Annotated in this window: 16 protein-coding genes; 8 read left to right on the top strand and 8 right to left on the bottom strand. The window is 36.7% G+C overall.

Features of this window, described 5'->3' with window-relative positions:
* Nucleotides 1-14 precede the first annotated feature (14 nt).
* Nucleotides 15-3,749: a DUF4132 domain-containing protein gene (locus PR683_RS04245; protein ID WP_272581686.1), complete on the bottom strand. Its 3,735-nt coding sequence runs from the start codon at nt 3,747-3,749 to the stop codon at nt 15-17.
* A gap of 359 nt (nt 3,750-4,108) precedes the next feature.
* Between PR683_RS04245 and PR683_RS04240 the strand changes: the two genes are divergently transcribed.
* The 3 genes from PR683_RS04240 to PR683_RS04230 all read left to right on the top strand — a co-directional run bounded on the left by PR683_RS04240 (nt 4,109) and on the right by PR683_RS04230 (nt 6,219).
* On the top strand, nt 4,109-4,498 hold the full coding sequence (locus PR683_RS04240) for a RidA family protein (protein ID WP_109912231.1): 390 nt from the start codon (nt 4,109-4,111) through the stop codon (nt 4,496-4,498).
* Nucleotides 4,499-4,525: 27 nt separating this feature from the next.
* Nucleotides 4,526-5,491 (top strand): threo-3-hydroxy-L-aspartate ammonia-lyase, encoded by a 966-nt coding sequence (locus PR683_RS04235; protein ID WP_004910908.1) that lies wholly within the window; start codon nt 4,526-4,528, stop codon nt 5,489-5,491.
* 98 nt (nt 5,492-5,589) lie between these two features.
* Nucleotides 5,590-6,219 carry a helix-turn-helix transcriptional regulator gene (locus PR683_RS04230; RefSeq protein ID WP_196723408.1) on the top strand — a complete coding sequence of 210 codons (630 nt, stop codon included), beginning with the start codon at nt 5,590-5,592 and terminating at the stop codon, nt 6,217-6,219.
* Here the strand turns inward: PR683_RS04230 and PR683_RS04225 are convergent.
* Together PR683_RS04225 and PR683_RS04220 are read right to left on the bottom strand one after the other, a co-directional pair.
* On the bottom strand, nt 6,216-6,752 hold the full coding sequence (locus PR683_RS04225) for a metallophosphoesterase family protein (RefSeq protein ID WP_109912229.1): 537 nt from the start codon (nt 6,750-6,752) through the stop codon (nt 6,216-6,218). The genes PR683_RS04230 and PR683_RS04225 overlap by 4 nt on opposite strands.
* A gap of 127 nt (nt 6,753-6,879) precedes the next feature.
* Nucleotides 6,880-7,803, bottom strand: a complete 924-nt coding sequence (locus PR683_RS04220; RefSeq protein WP_238564649.1) for a LysR family transcriptional regulator — start codon at nt 7,801-7,803, stop codon at nt 6,880-6,882.
* A 94-nt stretch (nt 7,804-7,897) separates the two neighbouring features.
* On the opposite strand from PR683_RS04220, the gene PR683_RS04215 reads away from it, so the two are divergent.
* Together PR683_RS04215 and PR683_RS04210 are read left to right on the top strand one after the other, a co-directional pair.
* Nucleotides 7,898-9,082: an MFS transporter gene (locus PR683_RS04215; RefSeq protein WP_109912227.1), complete on the top strand. Its 1,185-nt coding sequence runs from the start codon at nt 7,898-7,900 to the stop codon at nt 9,080-9,082.
* Between the two features lie 142 nt (nt 9,083-9,224).
* Nucleotides 9,225-10,103 (top strand): alpha/beta fold hydrolase, encoded by an 879-nt coding sequence (locus PR683_RS04210; protein ID WP_109912226.1) that lies wholly within the window; start codon nt 9,225-9,227, stop codon nt 10,101-10,103.
* 43 nt (nt 10,104-10,146) lie between these two features.
* Here the strand turns inward: PR683_RS04210 and PR683_RS04205 are convergent, their stop codons facing one another.
* Complete coding sequence (locus tag PR683_RS04205) at nt 10,147-11,031, bottom strand: DUF362 domain-containing protein (RefSeq protein ID WP_109912225.1); 885 nt, start codon at nt 11,029-11,031, stop codon at nt 10,147-10,149.
* A 191-nt stretch (nt 11,032-11,222) separates the two neighbouring features.
* Nucleotides 11,223-18,542: a C80 family cysteine peptidase gene (locus PR683_RS04200; RefSeq protein ID WP_272581685.1), complete on the bottom strand. Its 7,320-nt coding sequence runs from the start codon at nt 18,540-18,542 to the stop codon at nt 11,223-11,225.
* A 251-nt stretch (nt 18,543-18,793) separates the two neighbouring features.
* Here PR683_RS04200 and PR683_RS04195 point away from each other — a divergent pair, with 251 nt between their 5' ends.
* Both PR683_RS04195 and ydeE read left to right on the top strand, forming a co-directional pair.
* A complete protein-coding gene (locus PR683_RS04195) occupies nt 18,794-19,951 on the top strand; it encodes an iron-containing alcohol dehydrogenase (RefSeq protein ID WP_109912223.1) in 1,158 nt (385 codons plus the stop codon).
* A gap of 467 nt (nt 19,952-20,418) precedes the next feature.
* Complete coding sequence (gene ydeE / locus PR683_RS04190) at nt 20,419-21,609, top strand: efflux MFS transporter YdeE (RefSeq protein WP_004910890.1); 1,191 nt, start codon at nt 20,419-20,421, stop codon at nt 21,607-21,609.
* 61 nt (nt 21,610-21,670) lie between these two features.
* Here ydeE and PR683_RS04185 read toward each other — a convergent pair whose 3' ends face one another.
* Complete coding sequence (locus PR683_RS04185; protein ID WP_272581684.1) at nt 21,671-22,822, bottom strand: MFS transporter; 1,152 nt, start codon at nt 22,820-22,822, stop codon at nt 21,671-21,673.
* A gap of 535 nt (nt 22,823-23,357) precedes the next feature.
* On the opposite strand from PR683_RS04185, the gene PR683_RS04180 reads away from it, so the two are divergent.
* A complete protein-coding gene (locus PR683_RS04180; RefSeq protein WP_109912221.1) occupies nt 23,358-24,605 on the top strand; it encodes an MFS transporter in 1,248 nt (415 codons plus the stop codon).
* A 51-nt stretch (nt 24,606-24,656) separates the two neighbouring features.
* On the opposite strand, the gene PR683_RS04175 is transcribed toward PR683_RS04180, so the two are convergent.
* Together PR683_RS04175 and ada are read right to left on the bottom strand one after the other, a co-directional pair.
* The gene (locus tag PR683_RS04175) at nt 24,657-24,866 is read right to left on the bottom strand and encodes a hypothetical protein (RefSeq protein ID WP_004910885.1); all 210 of its coding nucleotides are present in this window, start codon (nt 24,864-24,866) and stop codon (nt 24,657-24,659) included.
* A 244-nt stretch (nt 24,867-25,110) separates the two neighbouring features.
* Complete coding sequence (ada, locus tag PR683_RS04170) at nt 25,111-26,187, bottom strand: bifunctional DNA-binding transcriptional regulator/O6-methylguanine-DNA methyltransferase Ada (RefSeq protein ID WP_109912220.1); 1,077 nt, start codon at nt 26,185-26,187, stop codon at nt 25,111-25,113.
* Nucleotides 26,188-26,193: the final 6 nt, after the last annotated feature.

The raw sequence follows: 26,193 nt of genomic DNA, 5'->3' as shown, positions 1-26,193 counted from the left end.
TACGTTAAACCCACTTACCAAGGTGTTTTCTTTTCCCACTCAGGATCAAAACCTGCACACGCATCCGCAACTTTTAAATAATCCGCATAGCTTTCAGCTAATAAAATAGGTGGGATATCTTTTAACTCGATATAGCTGCGGTTCCATGAGCTTTGTTGTGATTTTTCGAAGCTTAATGAAAACAAGACCGCTGGAATATTTTCCTCTGGCACATAGCTGCCACTAAATTCGATATAGACATAAAAACCTAAACTGGCGAAGTGTTTTGCATAATGGGTAAAACTCCCACCGTCTTCTGCTTGCCCACGTTGGTAACCCATTTTTGTCAAGACGCCACGCAAGGTATAGGTGTCGGTTAACCACCCTTTACGATCTTCAATTTCAGTTAATTTCAGATCCAGAGCAGGGATTTTATGTTCCATTTGTGAAAATAAAAATTTCACTTTGTAATCTTTAAAGTGCGTTATCCACGCTTTTCGCTCATCTTCACTGACCAATGCAGCATGGGCTAATTTGATGTAAGAGTCAGCAGATAACGTCACTTCGTCATCATCTAAATTTAATAAACTGCCATCATCCGATGGACGAAACACATTCAGGATATTGTTCTCTTTCGTTTCTATCCAAACTAATTTTTCGATAAGGCCACGCATCACCGGGTGCGCTTGGATATATTCCTGCCAATCTGCGGTTGTCCAAAGGCGCTCTGCGCACATCGCTTCATATAAACGAGCCGTTTGCAGTTCAATGACTTGCTTGAGTTCTTTTTTACTCGCAGTGAATAGCTTTTTAGATTCTTTAGCCAATTCTTCGTTATCGGTTTTACGTGCAGCGGGTAATGCTTTGATTTCTTTGCCTTCTGGATTAAATAAGACTAATTTTTGCTGTGCGTCCAGCTTCGCAGTAAACGTACGGTCACCATATTCAAGTGCCAAAATACCTGTTTCATCCATTCCGGCAGTCGGTATTGTTCTATCTGCAAGTTCATCCGCGCTCCAACCATTACGTTCAGCAATTTGAGCAACAAGTCCGCGCGCTTTTTCTTGAACTGACGCGGTACGATAACGGCGAGAAAGTGACAATAATAATTGAATAATCAGAGGGTCATTGCTTGTCGCCACCGCATCAATCATGGCTTCAATTTGTGCGCGACGTTGGTAATGATCACGCATATAGTTGCGCAATGTGGTTACGGCAAGGTGCCCTTCAATACCACAAATCAGCGCTAACATTCCTTTATCACTAATAGCGGAGCCTAAATAGCGGCGCAGAACTTCATTTTTTATCTCATTAAACGTCTGCTCTAAAGTATAGTTTTCATACTGACTATAATATTCAGGCCAGCGTTTCACCCAATCTTGATAATTAGCTAAGCGTTTTGGGGCATCACGTTCTGCTTCTGTCATTGCCATTTCTAATGACGGCCCAGCAATATCTTGCCCGATAAAACTATTTAAAATAAAACTACCTAATTTCTTTTGGCTATCTATCGAAAGTAAACCAATATAACGTTGAAGTAATCCATTACCCGCTGGCATTTTTAATTTAACGGCCAGAACCACCCACCAGCGAATAATATCGGCTTCTACGGGTTTATTATTTTGCCAAGTTAATGCCGGCAAAGAATCGAGATTAAACCATGCCATACTGGCAGGCGCTTTCGCTTTTAGTCCTTTTTGCGCTTCAGCTAATAACACTTTAGGCGCAAGATAACCTGAAATATCCTCGCCAAATTGTTCCAGCGTAGTTAATAAGGCAGCCCGTACAACTTCCCGTTTTTCTTTCTTTAATAAGGCATAGAGTGGTTTTAATGACTCTGGATTTTTCAAACGTGCCAACCATTCAATTGCGGTGACACGAATTTCTTGTTTGCCTGAATCTAACCCTTCTGCCGCGTTGAGGTGAATATTCGGTAATGTCTCTAGTAATTTTTGTGCACTCAGGCGGTGGGTTTTATTTTCCCCAAGAGCCAACTCCATAATACGTGGAATAAAACGTGCTGGAATGGTCGGTAACATTGCAAGGACATCAATTCCACTCGCCGCATCATATTCTTGATAATAACGCTGCGTTTCTTGTTGAGGAATTAAACCTAATGCTTCTGCAATAAAATCTGGGTATTGAATGAAAAACGGCCAAACTTGTACTGGCTGGTTAAAAATTGCTAACCCATTAGCATATGAGCGTAAACAAAGGTCTGCAATCAACCGTGTTGCGTTTTTAAAATGACATTGTGTTAACGTTTTTTCTAGCTGACGCAATTCAACTTGCCCAAGAATTCGCGGTGGAACTTCCCGTGTAAGATGGTAATGGGATAAATGTTCCTCATTTGTTCGGTTATGGCTGATCAGACGTAATGCATGGAATAAGGTATATTCGGGCAAGTTAGTAATACGTTCTTTAAATTTCACCACGCTATATTCATGGTCAGTAATAATTTCCTTACCTGAATTCAGCTTATCAATCACCTTACAGCAGGCTTGCGCATTGAGTTTTTGGAATTCTTTATAATGTCGCAGTGCCCAATTGTAGCTGTGCTTCTGTTTTTTGTTTTCTTCAATTTCACTTTCTGCATTTTCCTTGGCTTTTTGCAGCATTTCATTGAAATTATTAACTAAGATATCTTTTGCACTTTCAGGCAGCGGTGTATCTTCTAATTCAATAAACTCAGGTAACTCAGTCTCTTCAACTTGGCTGGCGGTATCCATGACTGAAAATCTCGAAATTGCACTTTCAATACTTTTCAGTACGGTTTTATTGGTTTCCGTTGTCAATGCCGCTGCTAATATCTCTCTGTGTTCGCCTATACGGGCAAACAAATCTGCTGCTTGGGTACGCTGTTTTGGCGTACCTCCAGTTAAAATTTGAGTTAAGTGTTGCGTAACCGATTGTACAGGTAAAATTGCCATTGTGGGTTCCGCGGCTGCACGCACTGTTTTTAACGAACTAGTAGCAAAAGAAACTAATACATCAGCAAAAAGCGTATAAAGCTCAACGTCTTTCTTCAGTGTGTTGATTAACTGAATTTGCCCTGCAGCAGATAAATTATTCACTAACGTCTGCTTAATAAATGCTTGTTCTGCGATTAAATACGCTTTGAATCCTGGAATGGCAAATAACCGATTTAAGTTATCATAATGGTAATCAGATAAATGATGACGATCGAAAATGATATATAAAATAGTGTTAGCCGGTTTATCTGTCTCTTGTTCGATGATTTCAGTTAGTAGGTCAAAATGCCAATGTTTACGGTGTTCTAACTTAGTATCCCGCGAATTATCATAGGTTTTTGCAAAGGCATCGCCCATTAAATAACTTACCCACGATGGTAATTCAGGTGTTAATACTTTGATGTTAATATCTTGGCACGCCGCCGCTAATACTTTTGCAAAACGGGCAATTTGCGATGAAGTAATCCCATCGCCCACTTTCGAATATAGTTTATGTCTTGCATTTGCCCCTTGGCGAATTAATTTATTATATTGGCTCGAATTAAAGCTATTTCCTCCCCACCACCAATCTACGGTACCGGGTTTATCGAGCAAAATAACCGCTTTTTCGTTATCCAATTGGCTTAATTGAACCAATACTTCTGGCGATTTTCCATCTAATACATACTCTAAAACGGTTTTAGGTAGTTCTTCATCTAAGACAGACAAAGGTAAAAGCGCTTCTTGTAAATATTGTTCTGCAACGGGTGATTCTTTTTTCCCAAAAATTGAAAGAAGATTAAATGTGAACTTTGCCATCTGATTTCCCTAAAAGTATTTATATAACAACTTCTTATCATTTTAATCATATCGTCACAATTTGATTATTCTTAATCATTTTTAATTAAGATATATCATTTAACCCGTCTTGCGATTTTAAATTCTGCCTATAGGGATATAGCTATAGGTTTACTCTTTATAATTAAACTTTACCCAATAAATTATTTAATTAACTGCCTTATACCTATATTTTTCTTTTTATTATGTTGACGATAATTCTGATAACAGTTTATTGCTATTTACATCAAATTTATTCGCGAAGAAAACGTTGACTAAACACTAAATCTAATATTAGACTAAAAATCTAGTCAACGTATTTTGTGCATGGTGAGGCAGATATGAGTCAACTTATTGAATGTGTGAATGCACCGATACTCATTGCTCCAAAAGGGCATTATTCACACTGTGTTACTGCTAATGGATTGGTTTTTATCTCAGGGCAATTACCCGTTGATAAGTTAGGCAATGCGATGACTGACGTAGCATTCCAAGAGCAAGCCACGCTTGTGCTTGCTAATTTACAAGCATGCTTAGATGCTGTTAATTGTAGCAAAGCGCATTTGGTTCAAGTTCGAGTTTATATAACAGATATGGAAAATTGGCCGTTATTCAACCAGATTTATGCTAGTTGGATAGGCGATCACCGCCCAGCTCGTGCTGTCGCAGGCGTTGCTGAACTTCATTTTGGTGCAGCATTAGAAATTGAAGCGATTGCGATGTCTGCTTAATTACTTATTATTCATTGGGGTTATATCATGTCAGGATTAATATTACCGACTTATCAAGATGTAGACGCAGCAGCACAACGTATTGCGGGTTTTGCACATAAAACCCCTGTTCTCACCTCAACCACCGCAAATAAAGAATTTGGGGGAGAACTGTTTTTTAAATGTGAAAACTTTCAGCGTATGGGGGCGTTTAAATTTCGAGGAGCCTTTAATGCGTTGAGTTTGTTAAGCCCCGAGCAGAAAAAAGCGGGCGTTATTGCATTTTCTTCCGGTAACCATGCACAAGGTATCGCTTTAGCAGCGCAACTTTTGCATATTCCTGCCACTATTCTTATGCCCAATGACGCACCTGCGGTGAAAGTGGCTGCTACACAAGGTTACGGTGCCACCGTTATCCGTTTTGATCGCTATAAAGAAGACAGAGAAGTGCTTTGCCAACAACTCGCTACTCAACAAGAGTTAACGATTATTCCTCCTTATGACCACCCTGATATCATCGCTGGCCAAGGTACCGCAGCCAAAGAACTGATTGAAGAAGTGGGTGAATTGGATGCCCTATTTGTTTGCTTAGGTGGCGGAGGCCTACTTTCAGGGTGTGCCATTGCTACCAGAAAATTATCACCTAACTGCCAAATTTATGGGGTTGAGCCTTTAGCCGGCAATGATGCGCAACAATCATTTCATCGAGGGGAAATTGTGCACATTGATACGCCAAAAACCATCGCAGACGGTGCGCAAACCCAACATCTAGGTAACTACACCTTTGCTGTTATCAAAAACAAGGTTGATGATATTTTCACTGTAACCGACGAGCAACTTATTGATCGCATGAAATTTTATGCTGAACGCATGAAAATTATCGTTGAACCGACAGGTTGCTTGTCCTATGCTGCTGCCCTTGCCCACAAAGAACAATTCCAAGGTAAGCGCGTGGGGGTCATTGTCAGCGGTGGTAATGTTGATATTCAGCACTTTGCACAATTAGTTTTATAAGTAATTAGTTTCATAATGAACACCGCCCTTCATCTATTAGCAATACTAAAAATAGGTTAAAATTAGGGATTAGCAATTGATGGATGAAGGGAAACAGCATGTCAGATCAAAAAGATAATTCAATACTGGCTCAAGTTGAAATTATTGCGAAAGGTCTTAGTGAAACATTTGCCCCTTTTTGTGAAGTGGTGGTACACGACCTTAAAAATCCGGAACACTCCATCCTTTCTATTCATAATAACTTATCTGGTCGCGAAGTTGGTGAACCTACTACCGAACTCGGCCATGCAAGAATTGAATCTGCAGATTTTCCGAACATTATTGCCAATTACGCCAACCAGTTTTCTGATGGACGCCCAGTAAAAAGCACTTCGATTGGTATTAAAGATGAGTCAGGACAATACATTGCCGCATTGTGCTTAAATCTGGATATGACATTATTTAGAAGTATGCAAAGTATGTTATCGCAATTTATTGACGTGGGTAATAGCCCAATAAAAGAGCATATTGAGCCTAATGGTGCAGAAGCCATTCGCATGCGTATTGACCAATATGCAGCCACCTTAGCTGCGACACCACGCACATTGAAAGTAGACGAAAGAAAAAACTTAATTGAAGTGCTACGCAATGAAGGCCTGCTAGATATCAAAAAATCTATGGAAACAGTGGCTCAGCACTTAGGGATATCAAGAGCCTCAGTTTATTTGTATGCGAAAAAAGACAGTTAACGATTGGCTTTTTTTAATATCTGTTTAATGCTGATGGGGAAAAAATCATTTACATCCACGCCGACATTAATAGCACGGGGCCCTAACACCGCTAAGCGCTTAAACTGCTCTGGGTCTTTCCCTGAATTATGAACATGACCATATAAATGAATCGCATCACGAAAGAAGCCTTGCCATTCTAATATTGGGTAATGGAATAACACTAATTTTTGTTTTTGATATTCCAACTCATAATAGCTTTTAACCCATTCAAACAACGATTGGTCAAATTCAGGGTCGTCCAAAAATTTATCATGATTGCCGCGGATCAAATATTTTTTCCCTGCTAAGCGACGTAATATTTTATTCGCATCCGCGCCATTCCCCTTGTATAAAAAATCACCGAGTATGTAGATCTCATCATGCTCAGTAACATACGCATTCCAGTTATGAATCAACGTATCATTCATGTGACTGATACTCTTGAACGGTCGGTCACATAGGTTAATAATATTTGAATGGCAAAAATGGGTATCTGAAATAAAGTAAATCATATAAAACCTAAAAATATATTAATAATAATTCTACTCAAGCAAACCATTTGCTTACTATTTATCATATCTCAATGATTTTTAATTGCTTTACGGAATTAGCTGAAAACAGACTTATTTAGCGTAATAATCACTCCCAAATTGCCCTTCCTTCCCAACACTCATCAATTAGCGCTAAAAACTCACGAACTTTAGGGGGTAAATAACGTTTTGTCGGGTATAGCGCACAAATAGGTGACTCAGGCAGGGAAAACTCGGTTAGCACTGGCACTAATCGGCCTTTTTTGATTTCCTCACTCACTAAAAATGCACCTAACTGGCACACTCCCTGTCCTTCTATAGCTGCGGCGAGAATAGCCTCGGTGTCATTTAATACTAAACGCCCTTGAGCTGGATAATTTTGCAAATGCCCATTAATTTTATACTTCCACGACACATTATATCCTCGGTGCCTAAACACCAGCATACTGTGATACTGTAAAGCTTGCGGGTTTACTGGTTCACCGCGCTGCTGGAGATATTCAGGGGATGCGCACGTGATTAACCGATGTGGGGCTAAGACTTTACGGACTAAACGGTTATCATCCATTCCGCCAATACGGATCGCAATATCAAAACCATCGCGCACAATATCACAATAGTCATCATTAAAATCTACATCCACCTCAACCTGTTCCCATTGTGCTAGATAACGTTGAACGAGAGGTAAAATGAAACGTTTTCCAAATACCACAGGTACCGTTATCCTTAATAATCCTTTTGGTTGTTGCTGGCCTTGGCTTAATATATTTTCAACTCTTTCAATCTCTTGTAATATGTTAATGGCAGATTCATACACCAATTGACCTTCATCACTTAAATGAATACTTCGTGTCGTTCGATGTAACAAGCGAGTTTGTAGACGATGTTCTAGTCGCCCAATACATTTCCCAATCGCTGAACGCGATAGTGCTAGCCGTTCGGCCGATTTCGTGAAACTCAGTGTTTCAACAACATCCACAAAGACTTTTAAATCAAGTAGGTTATCCATCACTAGAGAAGCTGAATTAGACACGATTTATCCCCAATATTTCTACATTTGATATATTTATCTCCTATCATGTCCCCTATATGCTATTTCAACAAGTTTATTTTTAGTTAGGTAGAATATGTTTTCACAATGCATTAAACATTCAAATAGCATCAGCACACTTCGTTCATGGGGGGCAATACTGACCTTAACCCTTGCCACTTTTATTGTTGTGACCACTGAAATGTTACCCGTCGGCCTATTAACCCCTATTGCCAATCAGTTTTCTATTTCTATCGGTTTGAGCGGGTTGCTTATGACTTTACCTGCTGTCGTGGCTGCAATTTGCTCACCATTGGTCATTTTATTTACCGAACAAATTGATCGTAAAAAATTGCTGATTTTGGGTGCGCTACTGCTCGTTGTATGTAACTTGCTTGCGGCAATCACGTCTCATTTTACATTGCTATTAATTAGCCGCTTATTTATTGGTTTGTGTATTGGCATTATATGGGCGATCGCAGGTGGAATAGCACCGCGTTTAGTGGCATCAGCACATGTTAATTTAGCAACATCAATGATTTTTGGTGGAGTGGCTGCTGCCTCGGTAGTGGGGATTCCATTAGGCGTTTTTATGGGTGAATGGTGGGATTGGCGCAGCGCATTTTTCTTAATGAGTGCCTTATCATGTATTTTATTATTGTTAATGGTAGTTCTTTTACCCTCTTTACCGACGGTCACACCACCTTCAGCTAACGCTTTTATTGCACAATTAAAACGCCCAACAATATTGCTTGGGTTAGCCATTACCTTACTCTTGGTATCAGGGCATTTTATGGTGTTTACCTATATTAGACCGCTATTAGTCACTAATATTCATGCAACAGGTGAACAACTTAGCATTATGCTATTCTTTTATGGTATTGCGGGCATTTTTGGTAATTTTATCTTTGGCTTAACTGCGGGGAAAAAGCTTAATTTATCCTTGTTTATTATTATAACAATCATTATTGCTTGCTTATTTTTGCTTGCTATTTTACCCCTGACAACATTAATTGGCGGCCTAACTATTATAGCTTGGGGAATGGCTTATGGTGGTGTCTCCGTCACATTGATGACATGGATGATTACGCACAGTCTTCAACATATTGAAATTACGGGCTCACTGTATATTGCTTTTTTTAATGCAGGCATTGCTTTGGGTTCTGCTTTAGGCAGCATGGTTGTCTTCTTATATGGGTTATCTGCTAACCTCATCATCGCAGTTCTATTACTCACAACGGCGCTACTGGCACTCGCTATTTATCACCTTAAAACACATTAATCTGACATTCTTCATCAATAAAATGATTACCATGATAAACTTCGATTATATCATAGGTAATCATTGCCATTTTTTATGGCTCGTAATTGCAACGAAACTACGGCATATAAATAGCACTATTAATGAAGATACCGGAAGAAAAATGACCAAAACCAATTCAGTTCCACTTTTTTATGATTCATTTGGTACACCAGATAACCCGACTATAGTCCTCATTCCTGGCTTAGGTGGCCATAACATTAGTTGGACGTCAGACTTTTGTCAGGAAATTGCAGATGCTGGTTTTTACCTGTTACGTATAGATAACCGAGATGCGGGTTTATCTCATCATATCAATGAGTTCCCACCTATTGATTTAGGGGTATTGATTGAAAAAATGCAACAAGGTGAGCCTTTCGCTGTTCCTTATACCTTATTCGATATGGCTGAAGATATTATCCATCTCTTAAATACGTTATCTATTGATAAAGCCCACTTTATTGGTCGTTCCATGGGCGGAATGATTGCCCAAATAGCGGCAGCGAAATTTCCTGAACGTACATTATCTCTTTGTGCAATCATGTCATCGACTGGGAACCCGACTTTGCCACAAAGTGCTCCCGATGTTATGCAAATGCTGATGAGCCCAAGTGCTAACCCAAAAGAAGATTTAGAAGGATATTTGTCAGGACAGCTTGCGTTTTATCGCCGGATCAGCTCAACGTTTGGCCCATTTGATGAAAATTATTATCGTGAATATATACTGCAATCACTCGCACGCAATCATTCACCAGAAGGCACTAAACGCCAAATTGTGGCTGTTGCCGTCACCGGAGATTTGCGTTCTTATATACAGCACATTAATGTACCCACATTAGTTATTCATGGTTCAATCGACCCGCTCTTCCCATTAGCCGCAGGGCAAGATATTGCTAACAATATTCCGAATGCAAAATTGGAAGTTATTGAAGGTATGGGCCATGAAACGCCACCAATGATTAATCCACAAATCGCTAAACTGATAATTAATCATTTAAATTAATAAATTCGCGTACTAAGGCTCTGAAAATGAGCCTTAGTTACTATTATAACCACCCTTGTTTCTTATGCTGCGCACAAATTGGGCAAATATGGGTATTTTCTTCCCAAGAAGAAAAAGGTAAATGGCAGGTATTACACTGCGCATCATAATAATGGAAAATTTTTGGTACGCTATTTTTGGCTGTATATGCTTGTACATGGATAGATTTAGGAAAACAAACGACTTGGCAACTCATACAACCAGTACAACGTTTTTCATCTATCAAAAATTGGTTATTTTCAATTTCTATCGCATGCTCATCACACATCTTGGCACAAGCACCACAAAGAATGCATTTTTCTGTGTCTAATTCGACCTTAAACCAGCTATCTTCAGGGTAAAATTGTTTTCTTGCATTTAATCCTGTTTTCACCTGGCCCTTATCTAACGGCTTTGAATCCAATTTTTGACGAAATAGCATCATCCGACGACCGCTATCGACTTGTTCAGGCTGAACAATACGTAATTGCCAAATAGGTTCTTGTAATATTTTGAGTTTTAAATTTAATGCCGCAATCGTTGGCAACCATTTATCAACCCAGGGTTCAGCAATTTGCATACCACGAATGCCATATTGCCGGTGCCAAACAATCAGTTCGTCCGCATTCGCAATGGGTTCGTCATGTTTTACTATCAGAAACTCCCCTTGATAGCTGCGTTCGTGAGGCTTGATATTTTCAATAGCATCGACAGGGCAAGCAAATAAACAATTACCACATTGAAAACACAATTCATTATTAATTTCTGCATCCATATGGCTAAATGACACAGCGCCAACAGGGCAGCTGATGGCACAATTATCACAGATGCTATTTTTCAGGCGTTTTCTTACGCACTGACCGTTAATTATGGGTTCAGGAGGCAGCTCTAAACTAATAAAACGTCTCATTGCTCTACACTCTCCCGTTACAACAAAAATAACTTATTTAAAAATTGTTATATTTAATAGTTAAATTCTAGCATTAATTTTCACACTATTTTAGTACAACACTCTGTAGATAAAGATGATTTGGGCTAAATAATTACTTAAAAACCACAAAAATCTCTGTATTTTGGAGCCTTGTGGTTTACGTCTCCTTTCTAACTTGCTTTTTTCATATAATTATCAACAAGGTTGGTGGGCTCCCAATTCTTCTGTAAATATTCAATATCCTGAATACCAATACAGTTTTCTTCGTCTTGTAGGCGTAGTGTCGCTAACGTCTCCACTAAATGATTTAATTTTTGTTGGGTGGAATGCTCATTTTGCCCCTCTAAAGACTGCACATGAACTACAGTGGGAGCTATCGTATTCGGATACTGAAATATTTTCACACTACGTCCCTGATCTGAAGTATAAGTATATCGAGTTGCATTACTTCGGTGGTCAGGTTCCTCTCGAATAACGTCCTTATTAAAATTAATTAGGTAAATCGTGTTTTCACCGCCAAGGCTATACAACGAATTCCAGCCTACAATTTCGCCATTGATAATAAAACTATTTTTTCCGCTAGCATCTGTTAACAACCCATTTGAACCATTAGAAATGAAGACATCATTCCCTTCACCACCATATAAATTGGTATCACTTATTGATGCATAAAGAACATTATTTCCGTAAATACCATCTGGAATTGAAATGGCTCCAGTTACCGCTTGCGCTTTAAATACCCGCCCGACCCCACTTCTATCCCAAACTTTTTGTTCTGGTCCTTTTGTTCGAATAAACAAGCGCCTAAATGGCGTATTTTCACTAATATGTATATTTTTTGTCTTTGTATCAATAATTGATGAAAAGCTTAACTCGTTAGAAAAATTTTTAAACTCATCCATAGGGTGCCAAATCTGTTCTGGCGTTAATTCTTTTTTATATTGACGCTGTTCAGCAAGGTAGCGAACTAAATGTGCCATTCCATCATTATGAATATGGGCGGGCATATGGGAGGGTAACCGCTGATGATGACAGACTTGATTATTGCTATTTTCATTATTTTTGGGCATTTTTACTTTGACTGTACGCAAATTAGATTGCGATGTATAAATATGATAAGTCTCTTCCCATTCGTCTATGACCTCATACTGTGTTTTAAAATTAAATAAATGAATATTATTAAATCCCACTTGATCTAATATTTCTGTATTACCGCCCCCTTTACTTCCATCAATTAAATAGTGGTCATCTCCTCCTTGTCCATCAAGTTTGTCATTACCCAAGTCAGATAGAATTAAATCACTATTTTCACCACCATATACATAATCATCACCGTTACCTCCATACAAAACATTCCCTCCTCCATTTGAAATAATAATATCATTACCTTCCCCTGAATTTATGATATTCCCTATCATGCTGTTGTCATCAATTAGGTCATCACCATTGTTTGTATCTAAAATAGGATAACGAAAATTATATCCTTTAGGGATTTTTATGTAATCATTATTTACTGTTGGTAATTCCAAACATTCAATTGGTTCAATATTATAAGAATCCTGCCCCATTTTTATCCTAAATAAATTTCCATGACCGTCTTTAATATGAATTTCTTTACTTATTTGGTATGATAAATTAACGAAGCTAATTTCAATTTTTTCATTACTGAATTTATCATATAAAAATATTGATTTCCCCAATGCCTTGATATCAAACCCATTCTCATAAGGTAATAAAATGGTCATATCAAACTCATTTTCCATTTCTGGTTTAATATTTGAAAAGTCAAAAATGATTTTACCTTGAAAAATCTGATCTGGGTTAACTTGATAAACATCTCTTCCTTTGGTAACTATAATATAACTGTTTCTACTGACCATTAAAAGGTGGCCATCGTTATTCTCTCCTTTATACTCTAACTTACTCGCTAACCCATGAAATTTAAAATCCCCCCATAAAGGTTGATCATATATTTCATTATCAACTGAAATTGTTTTTTCACTCTCATCAATACTCATTGTAGAGCTAGCGCCACCCTGATAAGTAATATTGAAAATATTTTCACTTATAATGTGTGAAGCACTTAAATCCAAATTATTTAGCTTAGTATTTAATACAAATCCGTCCCTTGTATATAATTGATACCTGTGAAATATTCCCCTACCATTACTATCGATTCTATACGTGTTTTTTAAAGTAACATTCAGTGTTAAAATTTTCGTTTCTGGCTCTTCCAATTTCATTTCAATAGTTAATATGAGATCATTACCCGAAATACTGGCCCCCTTTATTTCGCTTAACATATACCCTAAATTCACTCGACTTTGACCTTGTATTTTTTCAATAATTACAGCTGATAATTCTAATAAATCATCATTTAATTCATCTTGATTATTGCGCCAGTCAACACGACGTAGAAAATAGTTATCATCGCCTTCTCCACCATTGACTATCCCTGATTCAAATATTAAATGGTCATCCCCCTCCATACCTTGAATAAATGCAATCATTGCCCCTGCATCTAATGTGTTGGATTCTTTATTACCTAATAATTCTGTTGTCATAGAGCTATCTCCAATTAGCATCACATCATTAACATTGTGCAAATGAATCTTCTTAACTTTATGATTAATGAAGGCCACCTCTGACGTTCCCTTGTTCAAATCGATATCTATTTTACTGTTGGATGGAAAGTCTTTAATGATTATACTATTATTCCCTCCATTACCATCAAAATAAATTTCGTTAATTTCTTCAATGTTATTATCAAATAATAATGATAAATTTGTAATATCATCTTTTTCGCCGCCTACTAGAAATTTACTCCCTGCATTGATGTTAAATAAATTTTTTGAATTTTTTTTCCCAACGATAACATCTATTCCATTCCCTGGGTTAAAACTAATGTTTTTTTGTTTGGCTTCATTTTCATATCGGTAACCAATATTTTGCATACCTTCATAAATAACCCTAGCATTTTCACTTAATAATTCCCTTGCAATATCAATAGGCTGGTTTAAAAACTCTTCTCCTAGTCTATTCACTCTAATATCATTATTTATATCAGGATGGATCGTATTGGTATAATTATTTCTAGCCTGAAATAGCCGTAGCTCTGATGCTGATAAGGAACTTAGTTGTGTAGCAACTGACTGTTTTTTCTTTATGTTATAAGAAGTAGTTAGCTCGTTTTTATGTAAAAATTGTTTTAGTAATAAACTATCATATTCAGGATTAAGCACAAGAATATCATTGGCAACCTCCTCGCCAATATTCTTATACGCGATAGGAGGCGTTTTATTCACCAGTCTAAAACGATAATTAAAATTCAGTTCATTGACTCTCTGTGTTTGAAAGCTTTTTATCCAACGATTATCTTGAGAATCATAATGATAATTTTCCCGAATAAAATTAATTTGTTCGATGGTATAGTAAGGCCCTATTTCATCACTATCAATATGACTAAGAGGTCCACGGCTATCCACATCCACAAACTCTACACTACTAATTATTTTTGAGTTATTTCTATAATAAATATAATGTTTGATATGTTCAACAAGGATCGGTTTACCAACCAATTGCAAGTGTTCATCGAAACCCTGATATAAAAATGACGACTTGAACATATCTAAATCTTGTTGCCAATTTATATTTTTGAAGTGTGCTAAATGCTGTTTATAACTAAATCGATTTAATATGTTGTCTGAAGGAGGGAAACCAAGTGCAGCACGAATACCTTCTCTGGCTTTTTCATCCCAGCATAGAGATTCACCGAGCTCATCTTCAATTTGTTCTACTGCGCGAATACCTGTATATACCATCCCTCCAATTAATAAGGAACCCGCAACAATTAAACCAACGACAGGTATTACCGATGAGCCAATGATTATACCAATTATAGTTACACCACCCACAATAATGTTAGCAATTGACAAAGAACCATTCACAATTAAGTCTTGGCGCTCTTTATCATTTGTAACCCTGTCTAGTTGTTCAAATGCTTCACAAGCTTGATAAATATCTAATCCCATTCCAATTAAATTAAATATAATTGTAATACGAGCTGTAATTTTTGATGATACATTAAATGACCCGTATTGCTTGTAAGCCAGCTTAAGTAAAATGGGCTGCAAGACCATATCCCCATAATTAAAAAATGCATTTGCACAGGCCAAATCAAGGTTTTTCTGCATCTCCCTTTTTTCTTGCTCTGATAGAGCAGGATTATCTAATTCATCAATCAACTGGTAAACAGAGTTGATCGTTAAAAATATCCCTGTCGAACCGATTCCTTGTCCGGAATAATTAGCTATTTTGGCATAGGCTGGTAATTTCATGCCGATGCGCCGTAAATCCCCCACTGCTTTATCTACACCTGCTTGATTATCAAGTTGTGATCCCTGAATAATTTGCAATTGTTCATGTAGTACTGCCCGTGGTTGGATCTCTGAGTTAACATCAATGCGTCGTGTTATTTGGTCATTTTGCAAACTCTTATTAAGCATTTTAATGAGATTAGTATCTTTTAGATCCTCAGTTAAAAAGGTTAGTTGGAAGGCTAATTTATCAGGGTTAAATTTAACATCCCCCTCCCAGTTAAGTACCTGAATATGCTTAAAATCTAGTGGCTCACCATTTATTGTTGCCCCAATATCTCTAAGTTTATTTAATGATGTTACCTGCTCGCCAAAAGTAACTTCCGTATCATCAATCACTGATATTGCTGATGACTTAAAAAAAATATCTAGCTCACTCATTATGCTTTGCCGCATCCTGAGGTATGCTTCACTCTCTGTATTTATGATTTGCACTTCACCAAACAAGGCTTCGCCTACTTTGTGCTTAAATCCCGCAATATTTCCTCTGGTTGATACTGAGCCATCCTCTTGCGTTATTTCTTGGTTAATATAATCATTAAAAACATTAGATAAGTGTTTCTTTGCCTGATTAAATTCTGAATGGCCAATAACAAGTTCGACACCTGTCGTATCAGATAAAGTCAAAAAATACTTATCATTACGTGAATAGCTTGTAATTGTATATATTTCCTTATCACTTTGAAAAGTGATAATCTGATTATTTTCCATATTATCAAATAATAATATGTGAGATTGCTCGTTAATTTCATTAGAAACAGCTCCTAATAAATCAAGATTCGATTGATATATTTCATCAAATCTATTGAGCACTTCTTGCTCTTTATTGGTAATATTACTTAATTCTTTTTTCCGTGTTAGCTTGGTTAAAACCTCAAACTTTTCATTAAGTTGCAAAATTTGTTCGTCAGTTAAATTGCTATACTGTAAAAAACGTAAAAAGCAGATATTCTCAAATGAATGTATTTCAACTGGCAATTTATTTATTGTAACATTGAACCCCATTTTATATGATAACTGAGATAATGCTGCATAATTCGATTTTCGTTTTTCATGTAAATCTAAAGTTAATCTAAATTCTTTTTTTAATGACTTTTCGTTTCCAAATGGAGTTTTAATATCTATATAGAGGATTAAAAAATCATCAATATATTGATTATATTTTCTTAATTTCATTGGATCTTGGACTAGTTTTAAAACTTCTGCATGATTAAAGCCTTGCCCACTAGGGAATAGCTCACTCAAACGTTTTATAGACTGCTTACCTAAGTAGTTTATTTTTTCAGGTTGGAGGCTCAAAAACTCCAAAATATTTTTTACTTCAATAGCTTGCTGTTTAATGCTAGTGGTGTCATCATCAATAAATATTGAATTCCACATATGAGAGAAATCATTTTCATTCTCAGCGTCATAAATTTTATTAATTTTTTTACTGATAATGGGGTCATATGCTGCAATATTTATTTTGTTCTTATCGACACTTCCATCTTGGAATGTAAAATACCCTTTTAAATAAAGATGTTTATTAATATCAATATGCTCTGCTAGTAAATTACCTATACTAATATCTTCAAGTAATGCTTTTATTTTATGTCTTGGTTCAAAATTATTTTCAAAAAAAACTTTAGTATATATCCCATTTGTTTTTAGCTTACTCGTTAACTCCTCGCCAAAAATCACCTTTTCTTCTTTTGTCAAAAGTGCCTTTTTATCGGTTAAATATAGAATAATATTTTCTGGCATTTTAAAACCATATCTTGTTTTTAACACATTTAATGAGTTTGCATAGTTTTGAATAAAACCAGGTTCAGAATGAATATTGTCTATTAATATCCACTGTTGTTTAGTTACTTTTAGTAAATGCTCTATGTCGCCATACTCTGAGAAAAATTCCATTGTATTCGGGTTTAATTGAAACAATAATGTGCTATTAGGGAGCTCATTAACGAGATCTTCAGCATATTTTTTGCCTACAACGCCTCTTCCTGAGCGAATAATAATTTTGACAGTATCGTTGATTTTTTGCGGATTAGCATTCACATTGATTTTATTAATCATTAACCATAATGGTGTTTCTAATATTCCAACATTTTCATATTCACGAATTAGTTCACTTCTAAAATCACTATTAAATTGAGTATCTTTCGCATTTAACTTCTGTTTAAAAATAGCGTATGCATCATGATTAAAAGCCACTTTTTTAATCAAATCAATATCGATTTTATACTCATTATTTGGATCCCTAAAAATATCCATAGCAGTAGAATGCTCATCTTTGATTAATTGCCAAACTTCTAACTCACCACTTCTTAGCTCATCGATAAAATATAAACTGGCATGCTTTCCATTAATATAGCTCTGTTGGTTAATTTGGTTAATATTAATTTCCAACCGCCAATTTTTAGTAGACTGTTTTTCCCCTGCTAAATTATATGGCCAAGTTATTTTTTTACTGTCACTCGTGATACCGATAGGTCGATTATAACCTACTACTGGAAGGTATATTCCATACTTAGCTAATTCGACACTTGCCCTAAAAACAAAGTTTTCATTTACCCCCCCGCGTCCTAATTGGCAGCCTGCCAAAACAATCTTATTAGGTGGATATGCCTTCAGTACATCATTTTTAAGATACTTCAAACCTGTAATAAGTTGGTAAGCTTGGTACCCTTCAAGGTGGCTTTGCTGGTTACGTCCAGTATATTGACCATGGCCAATAACCGCCCAACGTATTTTCCCGTTAACTTGAGTTTGTAAATCACCATGTAGTACTTTCCACTGTTCATTTTTAATATCAAACTGTATAACAAGTGAATTACTAGGAAATTTTGCTAATAATCTCCCCGTTGATTTAGCTGCTGAGTCATCACCTCCTATTTGGATTAAAACATGATAATTATATGTCGAGTCACTTGTAGGCCGACTCATTAAATGATGAAAAATTGTAAGCCTTGTGAATTCATCTATAGGATTAAACCAGTTAGATATATTTTTAAGTTCGGAGGACTGCTCCCCTACTAATGGCCTGCCATCTATGTGTTCTGTTAAAAATATAAAATCATCATCTTTATTAATTATTTCATCATTAGTTTTCTTATCATTTATATTTATCATCTAAATTTTCATTCCTTGTCAAATTAAAACCCATCTTCAACTTAACAAGATTGCCACATCAGTAAAATATATAAAAAAACAATTAAGATTAACTACAACTAACAACACTCAAGATAATTTCTCTATTAAAATATAAGCCATCAAATCGATATGATACACAATCATTTTAATGATTATATTATGTTTACTTGTAATTATATTATATGCATGTAATTATTTGGATTCATTTCTACTTTCTGCGAAGGCCATATATGAACAATTTCGAATTTTATAACCCCACTCGTATCATGTTTGGTGAAGGTAAAATCAGTGAACTTGACCGAGTTATCCCTAAAAATGCTAAGGTTCTTATTTTATTTGGCGGTGAAAGTGCAAGAAAAACAGGAACCTTAAATGAAGTTGAGCAAGCTTTAGGATCTCGAACATTCGATCATTTTGGTGGAATTGAGGCTAATCCTCGTTATGAAACCTTGATAAAAGCGGTCGATAAAATTGAAAAGGAAGGCTTTGACTACTTGCTGGCTGTTGGTGGCGGTTCGGTCATTGATGGCGTTAAATTTGTTGCGGCAGCGGTAAATTATCCAGGTGATAAGTGGGAAGTGGTCACCAATAGAGGCACTACCATAAATACTGCGCTACCGTTTGGAACTGTATTAACATTACCTGCTACAGGTTCTGAAATGAACAAAGGTTCGGTGATTACTCGTGAAGAACTACACTCTAAACTTGCATTTATGAGTGACCACGTATTTCCTCAGTTCTCTATTCTTGACCCAGTCAAAACCTATACCTTACCGGCTCGTCAAATCAGTAATGGTGTCGTTGACGCTTTTGTTCATGTGATTGAACAATATTTGACTTATCCAGTAAATGCCTATGTACAAGATGCATTTGCAGAAGGTTTATTGAAGACATTAATCGAAATTGGACCTAAAGCGCTAGAGACTCCGAAAGATTATGATATTCGGGCTAATTTAATGTGGACAGCCACATTGGCTTTAAACGGTTTAATCGGTGTTGGTGTTCCACAAGACTGGTCTACCCATATGTTAGGTCACGAAATTACTGTGTTGTATGGTTTGGATCATGCACAAACACTCGCGATTGTTCTACCGTCCATGCTGACAGAAAAATTAGCCCAAAAACAGGCCAAATTAGTGCAATATGCCGAACGAGTTTGGGGAATTACGTCAGGCACAGAACAAGAGAAAGCACTCAAATCCATTGAGTTAACTCGAGAGTTCTTTGAAAAAATGCGAGTGGGTACTCGTTTCAGTGACTACCAGCTGAATCAAGATGTTATTGAGCCCTTAGTCAATAGCTTGGCTGCACATGGTATGGTGAAATTAGGTGAGCACCAAGATATTAATTTAGATATTAGCCGCCGAGTATATACTGCCGCTTTATAATGTTTACTTCTTTCGAAAAGGTGCAAAATTGCACCTTTGAGGTTATTGACAAAGCGGGATAAAAGCGTGGTTTTTCCCGCTTTGTGTTATCAGCCGAAAATCAATAATTTGATTTTCCTCGTTTATTTTCAAAACCTATTAGACTTGCCGCCAAGCATAATATGTTTGGCGGCAAGTCTGAAAGGTGCAAATTTGCACCTTTTTCTATTTTAACGTCAAGATTCCTTCACCTTATAACTCACTTTAAATTCTTGGTGATTACAACAGCATATAACATTTAATTATCAAGATTGTATTTCATATTACCAGATTTTTAATTGAGAATGGTACATTAGCATCAGCAAAATATTGTTTTCAATTTTGAGCATTAATCACCATATCTCACCGCAGTAAATTTAGGTATTTTATAGCTTACAGAACGTCTGAAACAAATCTATAACAACAATTAATAAGTTAGGTTGTGTGCCATGTTATCTAAATTTAATATATCAAACAGTGCATTACTTGCATCGTCACTGCTCTTAACTATTGGGCGTGGTGCGACATTGCCCTTCATGGCTATTTACCTGACCCGTGAATATAAAATGGCTATTGATATTGTTGGTGTTGCAATGTCAATGGCTATGGTAGTCGGTGTTTTATTTAGCATGGGTTTTGGCATGCTAGCTGACCGCGTAGACAAAAAACGCTGTATGTTATTTGCTGTTATCGCCTTTATTTGTGGGTTTATTGCAATACCTATCGTTAATAATGCAATTTTAGTTATTATTTTCTTTTCACTAATAAATTGCTCTTATTCCGTATTCTCTACGGTACTAAAAGCGTATTTCGCAGATACCCTCACCGTTGCATTAAAAGCAAAAATATTTTCCTTAAACTATACCTTTATTAATATAGGCTGGACCGTTGGACCACCAATTGGTACTTGGTTATTAATGTATAGTATTAACTTGCCATTCTATTTAGCCGCAATTTCTGCCGCTTTTCCGATATTTTTTATACAAAGGTTTGTACAGAGCATAAAGCCGACACCATTAGGAGAAGGCCAAATCCGTAAATGGAACCCTGTCGCTATGCTACGAGACCAAGTGCTAGCTTGGTTTATTTTATCAACGTTTTTAGGCTCATTAGTTTTCGGTACTTTTACGACTTGGATATCCCAGTACGCCATTACTGTAGCGGACAGTGATTTCGCTCAAGTGGTTATTGGTGTTATTTTGCCTGTGAATGCGATTGTCGTGGTGACGTTGCAATATACCGTCGGAAAACGCATCACCCCAGATAATTTAAGAAAATTAATGACATTAGGCAGTCTATTTTTTATTTTAGGGTTGGCAACCTTTATGTATGCCCATGAAAATTTATACCTTTGGGCTCTTGGTGCCTTTATTTTCACTCTGGGTGAATTAATTTATGCCCCTGGTGAATATATGCTGATTGATAGTATTGCACCAGACGGAATGAAGGCTAGTTACTTTTCGGCCCAATCTCTAGGGCTGCTTGGTGGTGCATTTAATCCGATGTTAACAGGGGTTGTATTAACAGAACTTCCACCCTATTTTATTTTTATTATTCTTATGTTTATTACATTTTTAGCTTGGCTATCCATGTTAAATGGAATGCGTCTAAGAAAGAAACAACTATTAGTTGCCCAATAGCACTCTTTTCTCCACTGAAAAACCATTTTCGGTGGAGAAAAATAAGCAATCTACTATCTTTTTATTCTCTGTCTTTTCTCTGTCTTGTCGGGAAAACTAAAAAAATAGCGGAGCTCAAGAATATAACAATCATGATCATAGAAATCACAAGGTGACCTTTCGAAAAAAATAAAGAAAATACGGGTAGTGCAGATAATAAAACCAAGTTGTTCACACTCTCGGATATCGACAAGACAAAACCTTTATTCTCTGCACTTTGCCTTGCTAACATTGAGGTACTTATGGGAGATGCTAATCCCAACATCCCCCCAAGAATAGTTAAGCATAAGCCATGACCAATTAACGAAAGCCACCCACTAAGAAATAACATAATCGCAGCCATGATTATTAAAATAATAACAATGAGTTTTGTATTATTTGACGTCTTAATCCTCTCTATTCTTGCAACCAAACCATTGCCACATAATAATCCGACCCCGAATAATCCCATTAGACTGCCAACTTCAACGCTTTCTAAGTGTGATCTTTGCCTTAATATTTCACCCGCAAGCAGAAACATACAGACTGACACCCCATTCCATAGACCTTTCGCTAATATAAGTCGAACAATACCTTTTTGTTTAATCGCTATGAAAGATAATTTTTTACTGGTTACTTTTTGTGAATGAGGTAGCGTAAATATCCCTATGATGAATACCACTAAGCACCCTACCGCGGTATAAATAAATGGCGCGTACCACGCAAAATACTGAACTAATGCCCCAGCGATGATAGGCCCGGTAATAATACCGACAGTCATTCCCATCATAATGTTTCCCATTGCTGCAGCTTGCTTACTTTCGCTCATCACATCAGCAATAAGGGCAAAGATAACCGGAACAAGTGCGGCAGATGCTAATCCACCCAATCCTCTTAAAACTAGTGCAATCAATAAATTAGGCGCAAAAATAATAAGCAAGCTATCAAGTGATAATAACAAAAGAGCCATGAGTACAATTTTTCGTTTATCAATTCGATCTGATAAGAAACCTATAATAGGCGCTGCCAAGGTATAGGCCAATGCATAAGCTGATATCAACCAAGCAATTTGGTCGGGCTGAACATGAAAAACATTTGCTAACGGCGATAAAATCGCCGATAACATGAATTCTGCGGTACCCACAAGGTATACCGCTACTGCGGATAAAAGCAGCAGGTAATGAGTAGATATCATAATATTCTCGTTTTGATATACATCGAATTTCCAATCATTGTTTATGATTGGTACTTTTAAAATTTGAATTTTAAAAAAGTAGTTGAGGTAAGTTTTTTGGTAGCGAGCCACTAGGGCGCAGTCAAGCTGACTACTGGAAATGTTGAGATATTAATTGGGATAGCATACTGAAAGTATGAGGCTGAAGAGATGCCTATTAAATCTTAAATATTAATTAAATTCAAGTAATACCGACTAAGTTAAATATATATTAACTATCATTTAATCATCTTAAATTCAGAAGAGTTAATTCTCACACTTATTTTATTATATCTTTATTTTGATACGTGAAATCTCCTATAAAAAGGGACTAATTCCTACAACTAATCGATGATTTGCCTCTTCCATATCAAAAAAAACTCACATTAACTATTTTATAATGCTCAAACAATAACAAGATGGGTGCTTCCATGTTTGGTTATTAAATTAATTGAAAAGAACAGTTTATTTAATAATTACATTAAAGCATGTTTAGGCTAACGGAAGGTGTATAAACATGAATATCACTGCTCGGCTGAAATTCGTTTCATTTCTTCAATTTTTTATCTGGGGCTCATGGCTGGTTACTTTTGCGTCTTACCTCTTCAATACCTTACATTTCAAAGGTGGTGAAATTGGCCTGATTTTTAGTACATTAGGCATCTCAGCTTTATGTTCACCGATTATTATCGGATTTATTGCAGATAAAATTAATAACCGAAAACTGGTGTATATTGCTTCACATATTATTTCTGCTGTATTTTTGATCGCAATGGCGCATAGTGACTCAATAACCTTGCTATTTATTATGACATTAGTTCACCTAATGTTTTATATGCCAACTATTTCCGTTTGTAATAGCATTGTTTTTGAGATGTTGAGCGCAAAAAAACTCGATTCGGATGTTTATTTTCCCAAAATACGCGTTTACGGCACCGTAGGTTTTATTGTTGCTATGTGGACAATTAGCTTATTAAAATTGGAAATGAGTTTTTATCAATTATATGTAGGTGCGATCGCATCCGTGGTCCTCAGTATCTTTTCTATTTTCTTTATTTCAACACAGGCCTGTAAAATTGAGAAAAAAGAACAGAAATCTAGCTTTAGTTGCCAAAATATTATTTTACTCTTTAAAAAGGGGCGAGTTGCAGTATTCTTGTTTTTTGCCATGCTATTAGGTTCTGTCTTACAAATTACCAATACCTTTGGCGTTCCCTTTTTACAAGATATGGCATTAATGCCTGAAGCTAGAGGCTCGGTTTTTTCTGAATACCCCACTATCTTTTTATCGATATCGCAATTTTCAGAAATTGTCTTTATTTTACTCTTGCCGCTGTTACTCAAAAAATTCAAAATTGAAACCATCTTATTTATGAGTATGATTGCATGGATTTTACGACTAGGCTTATTTGCTTATGGTGATTTCACTGCGATTGGTACACTGGCATTATTTTTATCCATGGTTGTATACGGCTGTGCATTTGATTTCTTTAATATCGCAGGAGCACTATTTTTGGAAAAAGAAATTGCGCCCGAATTTCGTTCAACAGCACAAGGCGTATTCACCACATTAGTCAATGGATTTGGTACGTTTTTAGGGGCGGTATTATGTGGTTGGGTTATCGAGCTTAATACCGTCAATGGTATAGTAGATTGGAAAACCTTCTGGATGATTTTTACAGGTTACACGGCCAGTTTTACACTTCTCTATGTGATTTACTTATTCTATTCTAAAAATAGTCAACCGAAACCCACCATTCAATGACTATTATTCCCCTTATTCATGACTCATATCTACTGAATAAGGGGTTTTATATTATTTTAAGCTTGTGACTTTTAATGCTTCCCCTAATATTTTAATTGCATTGCGTCGCCTTGCGATTAATGGAAGCGCATAGTTTATTCGCAAATGATTAAGGAAACATCCGCCGGTCGAGAAATGTTCCCCTGTTAAAACGGTGACTTTATTACGATGTAGAATATCGAGTAATTTACGACTATCAACCGGTAGATGTTCAACCCACAATGAAAATCCTCCTTGTGGCCGCGAAATACGAGTATTAGCAGGAAAATGGGTTTCAACTAACTCTTTATATTGGCATGTTACTTCTAAAAGTAAAACTTTAGTTCTAGATACTATATTGTGTTTACTAAACAGCACCTATTATATATTAATATAGGTGCTGTTTATTTTAAATATTCTAATTAAGGTAGTTCACTAGAAATAATTATATGAATACTATGGTTACCCGTGATCCCCTTAGCTATCATTAACTATTATCTGCCTTATACTGGGCTTCTTTTAACAATAGCGCTTGTTTTCGGTCAATGCCCCAACGATAGCCTGAAAGGTCACCATTACTCTTAACCACTCGGTGACAAGGAATAGCGACAGCTAACATATTTGCACCACAGGCATTAGCTACCGCTCTGACGGCACTAGGCTTGCCAATTTTTTCTGCTATATCACTGTAACTTACTGTTTCCCCTACTGGAATATTACGTAAAGCTTGCCAAACGCGTTGTTGAAATGCAGTGCCTTGAATGTCTAATGGTAAATTTAATCCAATTTCAGGTGCTTCAATAAAACCTACCACCTGAGCAACCAGTTGCTCAAAGCCGTCATCTCCTCCAATCAGCTCTGCTTTTGGGAATTTATCCTGTAAATTATTCAATAACTGCTCAGGGTCATCCCCTAACAAAATGGCGCAAACACCTATCGGACTTTGTGCAACCAATAGTGTCCCTAATGAGCAAACCGCAAGAGCAAAGTAAATTTTACTGCCCCCCCCTCCTGATTTCCATTCACTCGGCGTCATTCCTAGTCGTTGAGATGAGGCTTCATAAAAGCGACTATTTGATTGATAACCCGCATCATAAATAGCGTCAGTAATTCGTTTTTTTTCTTGAAGCCGTTGTTGCAAGGTTTTATGGCGAAATGCATCCGCATAGGCTTTTGGTGTTAACCCTATTTGCGCTTTAAACAAACGGTGGAAATGATAGCGACTCATACCAATGTAACTAGCTAATGCAGCCAAACTCACCGTTTGCTCTTGCTGTTCAATATAACGACAAGCTTTCTCAATTTGCTCTTGATAAAATTGGGTTAATTGTGATGTTTCTGTCCGAAAGCGTTTTCCTGCACGATAGCCTTGTTCAATCGCTTGTTGCTCATTATCAAAAAACTCAACATTATTTATATTTGGTAAACGGCCAGCAGCAGACGGATGGCAATAAATAGCAGAAGTTCTTACACCGTAAACAAAGTGACCATCCGCGGCTTTATTCCTTTCAACCACCGCTTGCCATCTCTGTTCTGGCGTATTCCACAAATTTTTAGTTGTCATCATGTC

It is taken from the genome of Providencia sp. PROV269, assembly GCF_028477785.1.
GTDB lineage: Bacteria > Pseudomonadota > Gammaproteobacteria > Enterobacterales > Enterobacteriaceae > Providencia > Providencia rettgeri.
This window is presented reverse-complemented; position numbering and strand designations above follow the sequence as displayed.

Bases quoted from the DNA above. Each gene is read 5' to 3' on its own strand.
- ada (WP_109912220.1), bottom strand. From the start codon at position 26,187: ATGACAACTAAAAATTTGTGGAATACGCCAGAACAGAGATGGCAAGCG.
- PR683_RS04245 (WP_272581686.1), bottom strand. From the start codon at position 3,749: ATGGCAAAGTTCACATTTAATCTTCTTTCAATTTTTGGGAAAAAAGAA.
- ydeE (WP_004910890.1), top strand. From the start codon at position 20,419: ATGTTATCTAAATTTAATATATCAAACAGTGCATTACTTGCATCGTCA.
- PR683_RS04210 (WP_109912226.1), top strand. From the start codon at position 9,225: ATGACCAAAACCAATTCAGTTCCACTTTTTTATGATTCATTTGGTACA.
- PR683_RS04200 (WP_272581685.1), bottom strand. From the start codon at position 18,542: ATGATAAATATAAATGATAAGAAAACTAATGATGAAATAATTAATAAA.
- PR683_RS04235 (WP_004910908.1), top strand. From the start codon at position 4,526: ATGTCAGGATTAATATTACCGACTTATCAAGATGTAGACGCAGCAGCA.
- PR683_RS04195 (WP_109912223.1), top strand. From the start codon at position 18,794: ATGAACAATTTCGAATTTTATAACCCCACTCGTATCATGTTTGGTGAA.
- PR683_RS04240 (WP_109912231.1), top strand. From the start codon at position 4,109: ATGAGTCAACTTATTGAATGTGTGAATGCACCGATACTCATTGCTCCA.
- PR683_RS04185 (WP_272581684.1), bottom strand. From the start codon at position 22,822: ATGATATCTACTCATTACCTGCTGCTTTTATCCGCAGTAGCGGTATAC.
- PR683_RS04225 (WP_109912229.1), bottom strand. From the start codon at position 6,752: ATGATTTACTTTATTTCAGATACCCATTTTTGCCATTCAAATATTATT.
- PR683_RS04205 (WP_109912225.1), bottom strand. From the start codon at position 11,031: ATGAGACGTTTTATTAGTTTAGAGCTGCCTCCTGAACCCATAATTAAC.
- PR683_RS04180 (WP_109912221.1), top strand. From the start codon at position 23,358: ATGAATATCACTGCTCGGCTGAAATTCGTTTCATTTCTTCAATTTTTT.
- PR683_RS04230 (WP_196723408.1), top strand. From the start codon at position 5,590: ATGTCAGATCAAAAAGATAATTCAATACTGGCTCAAGTTGAAATTATT.
- PR683_RS04215 (WP_109912227.1), top strand. From the start codon at position 7,898: ATGTTTTCACAATGCATTAAACATTCAAATAGCATCAGCACACTTCGT.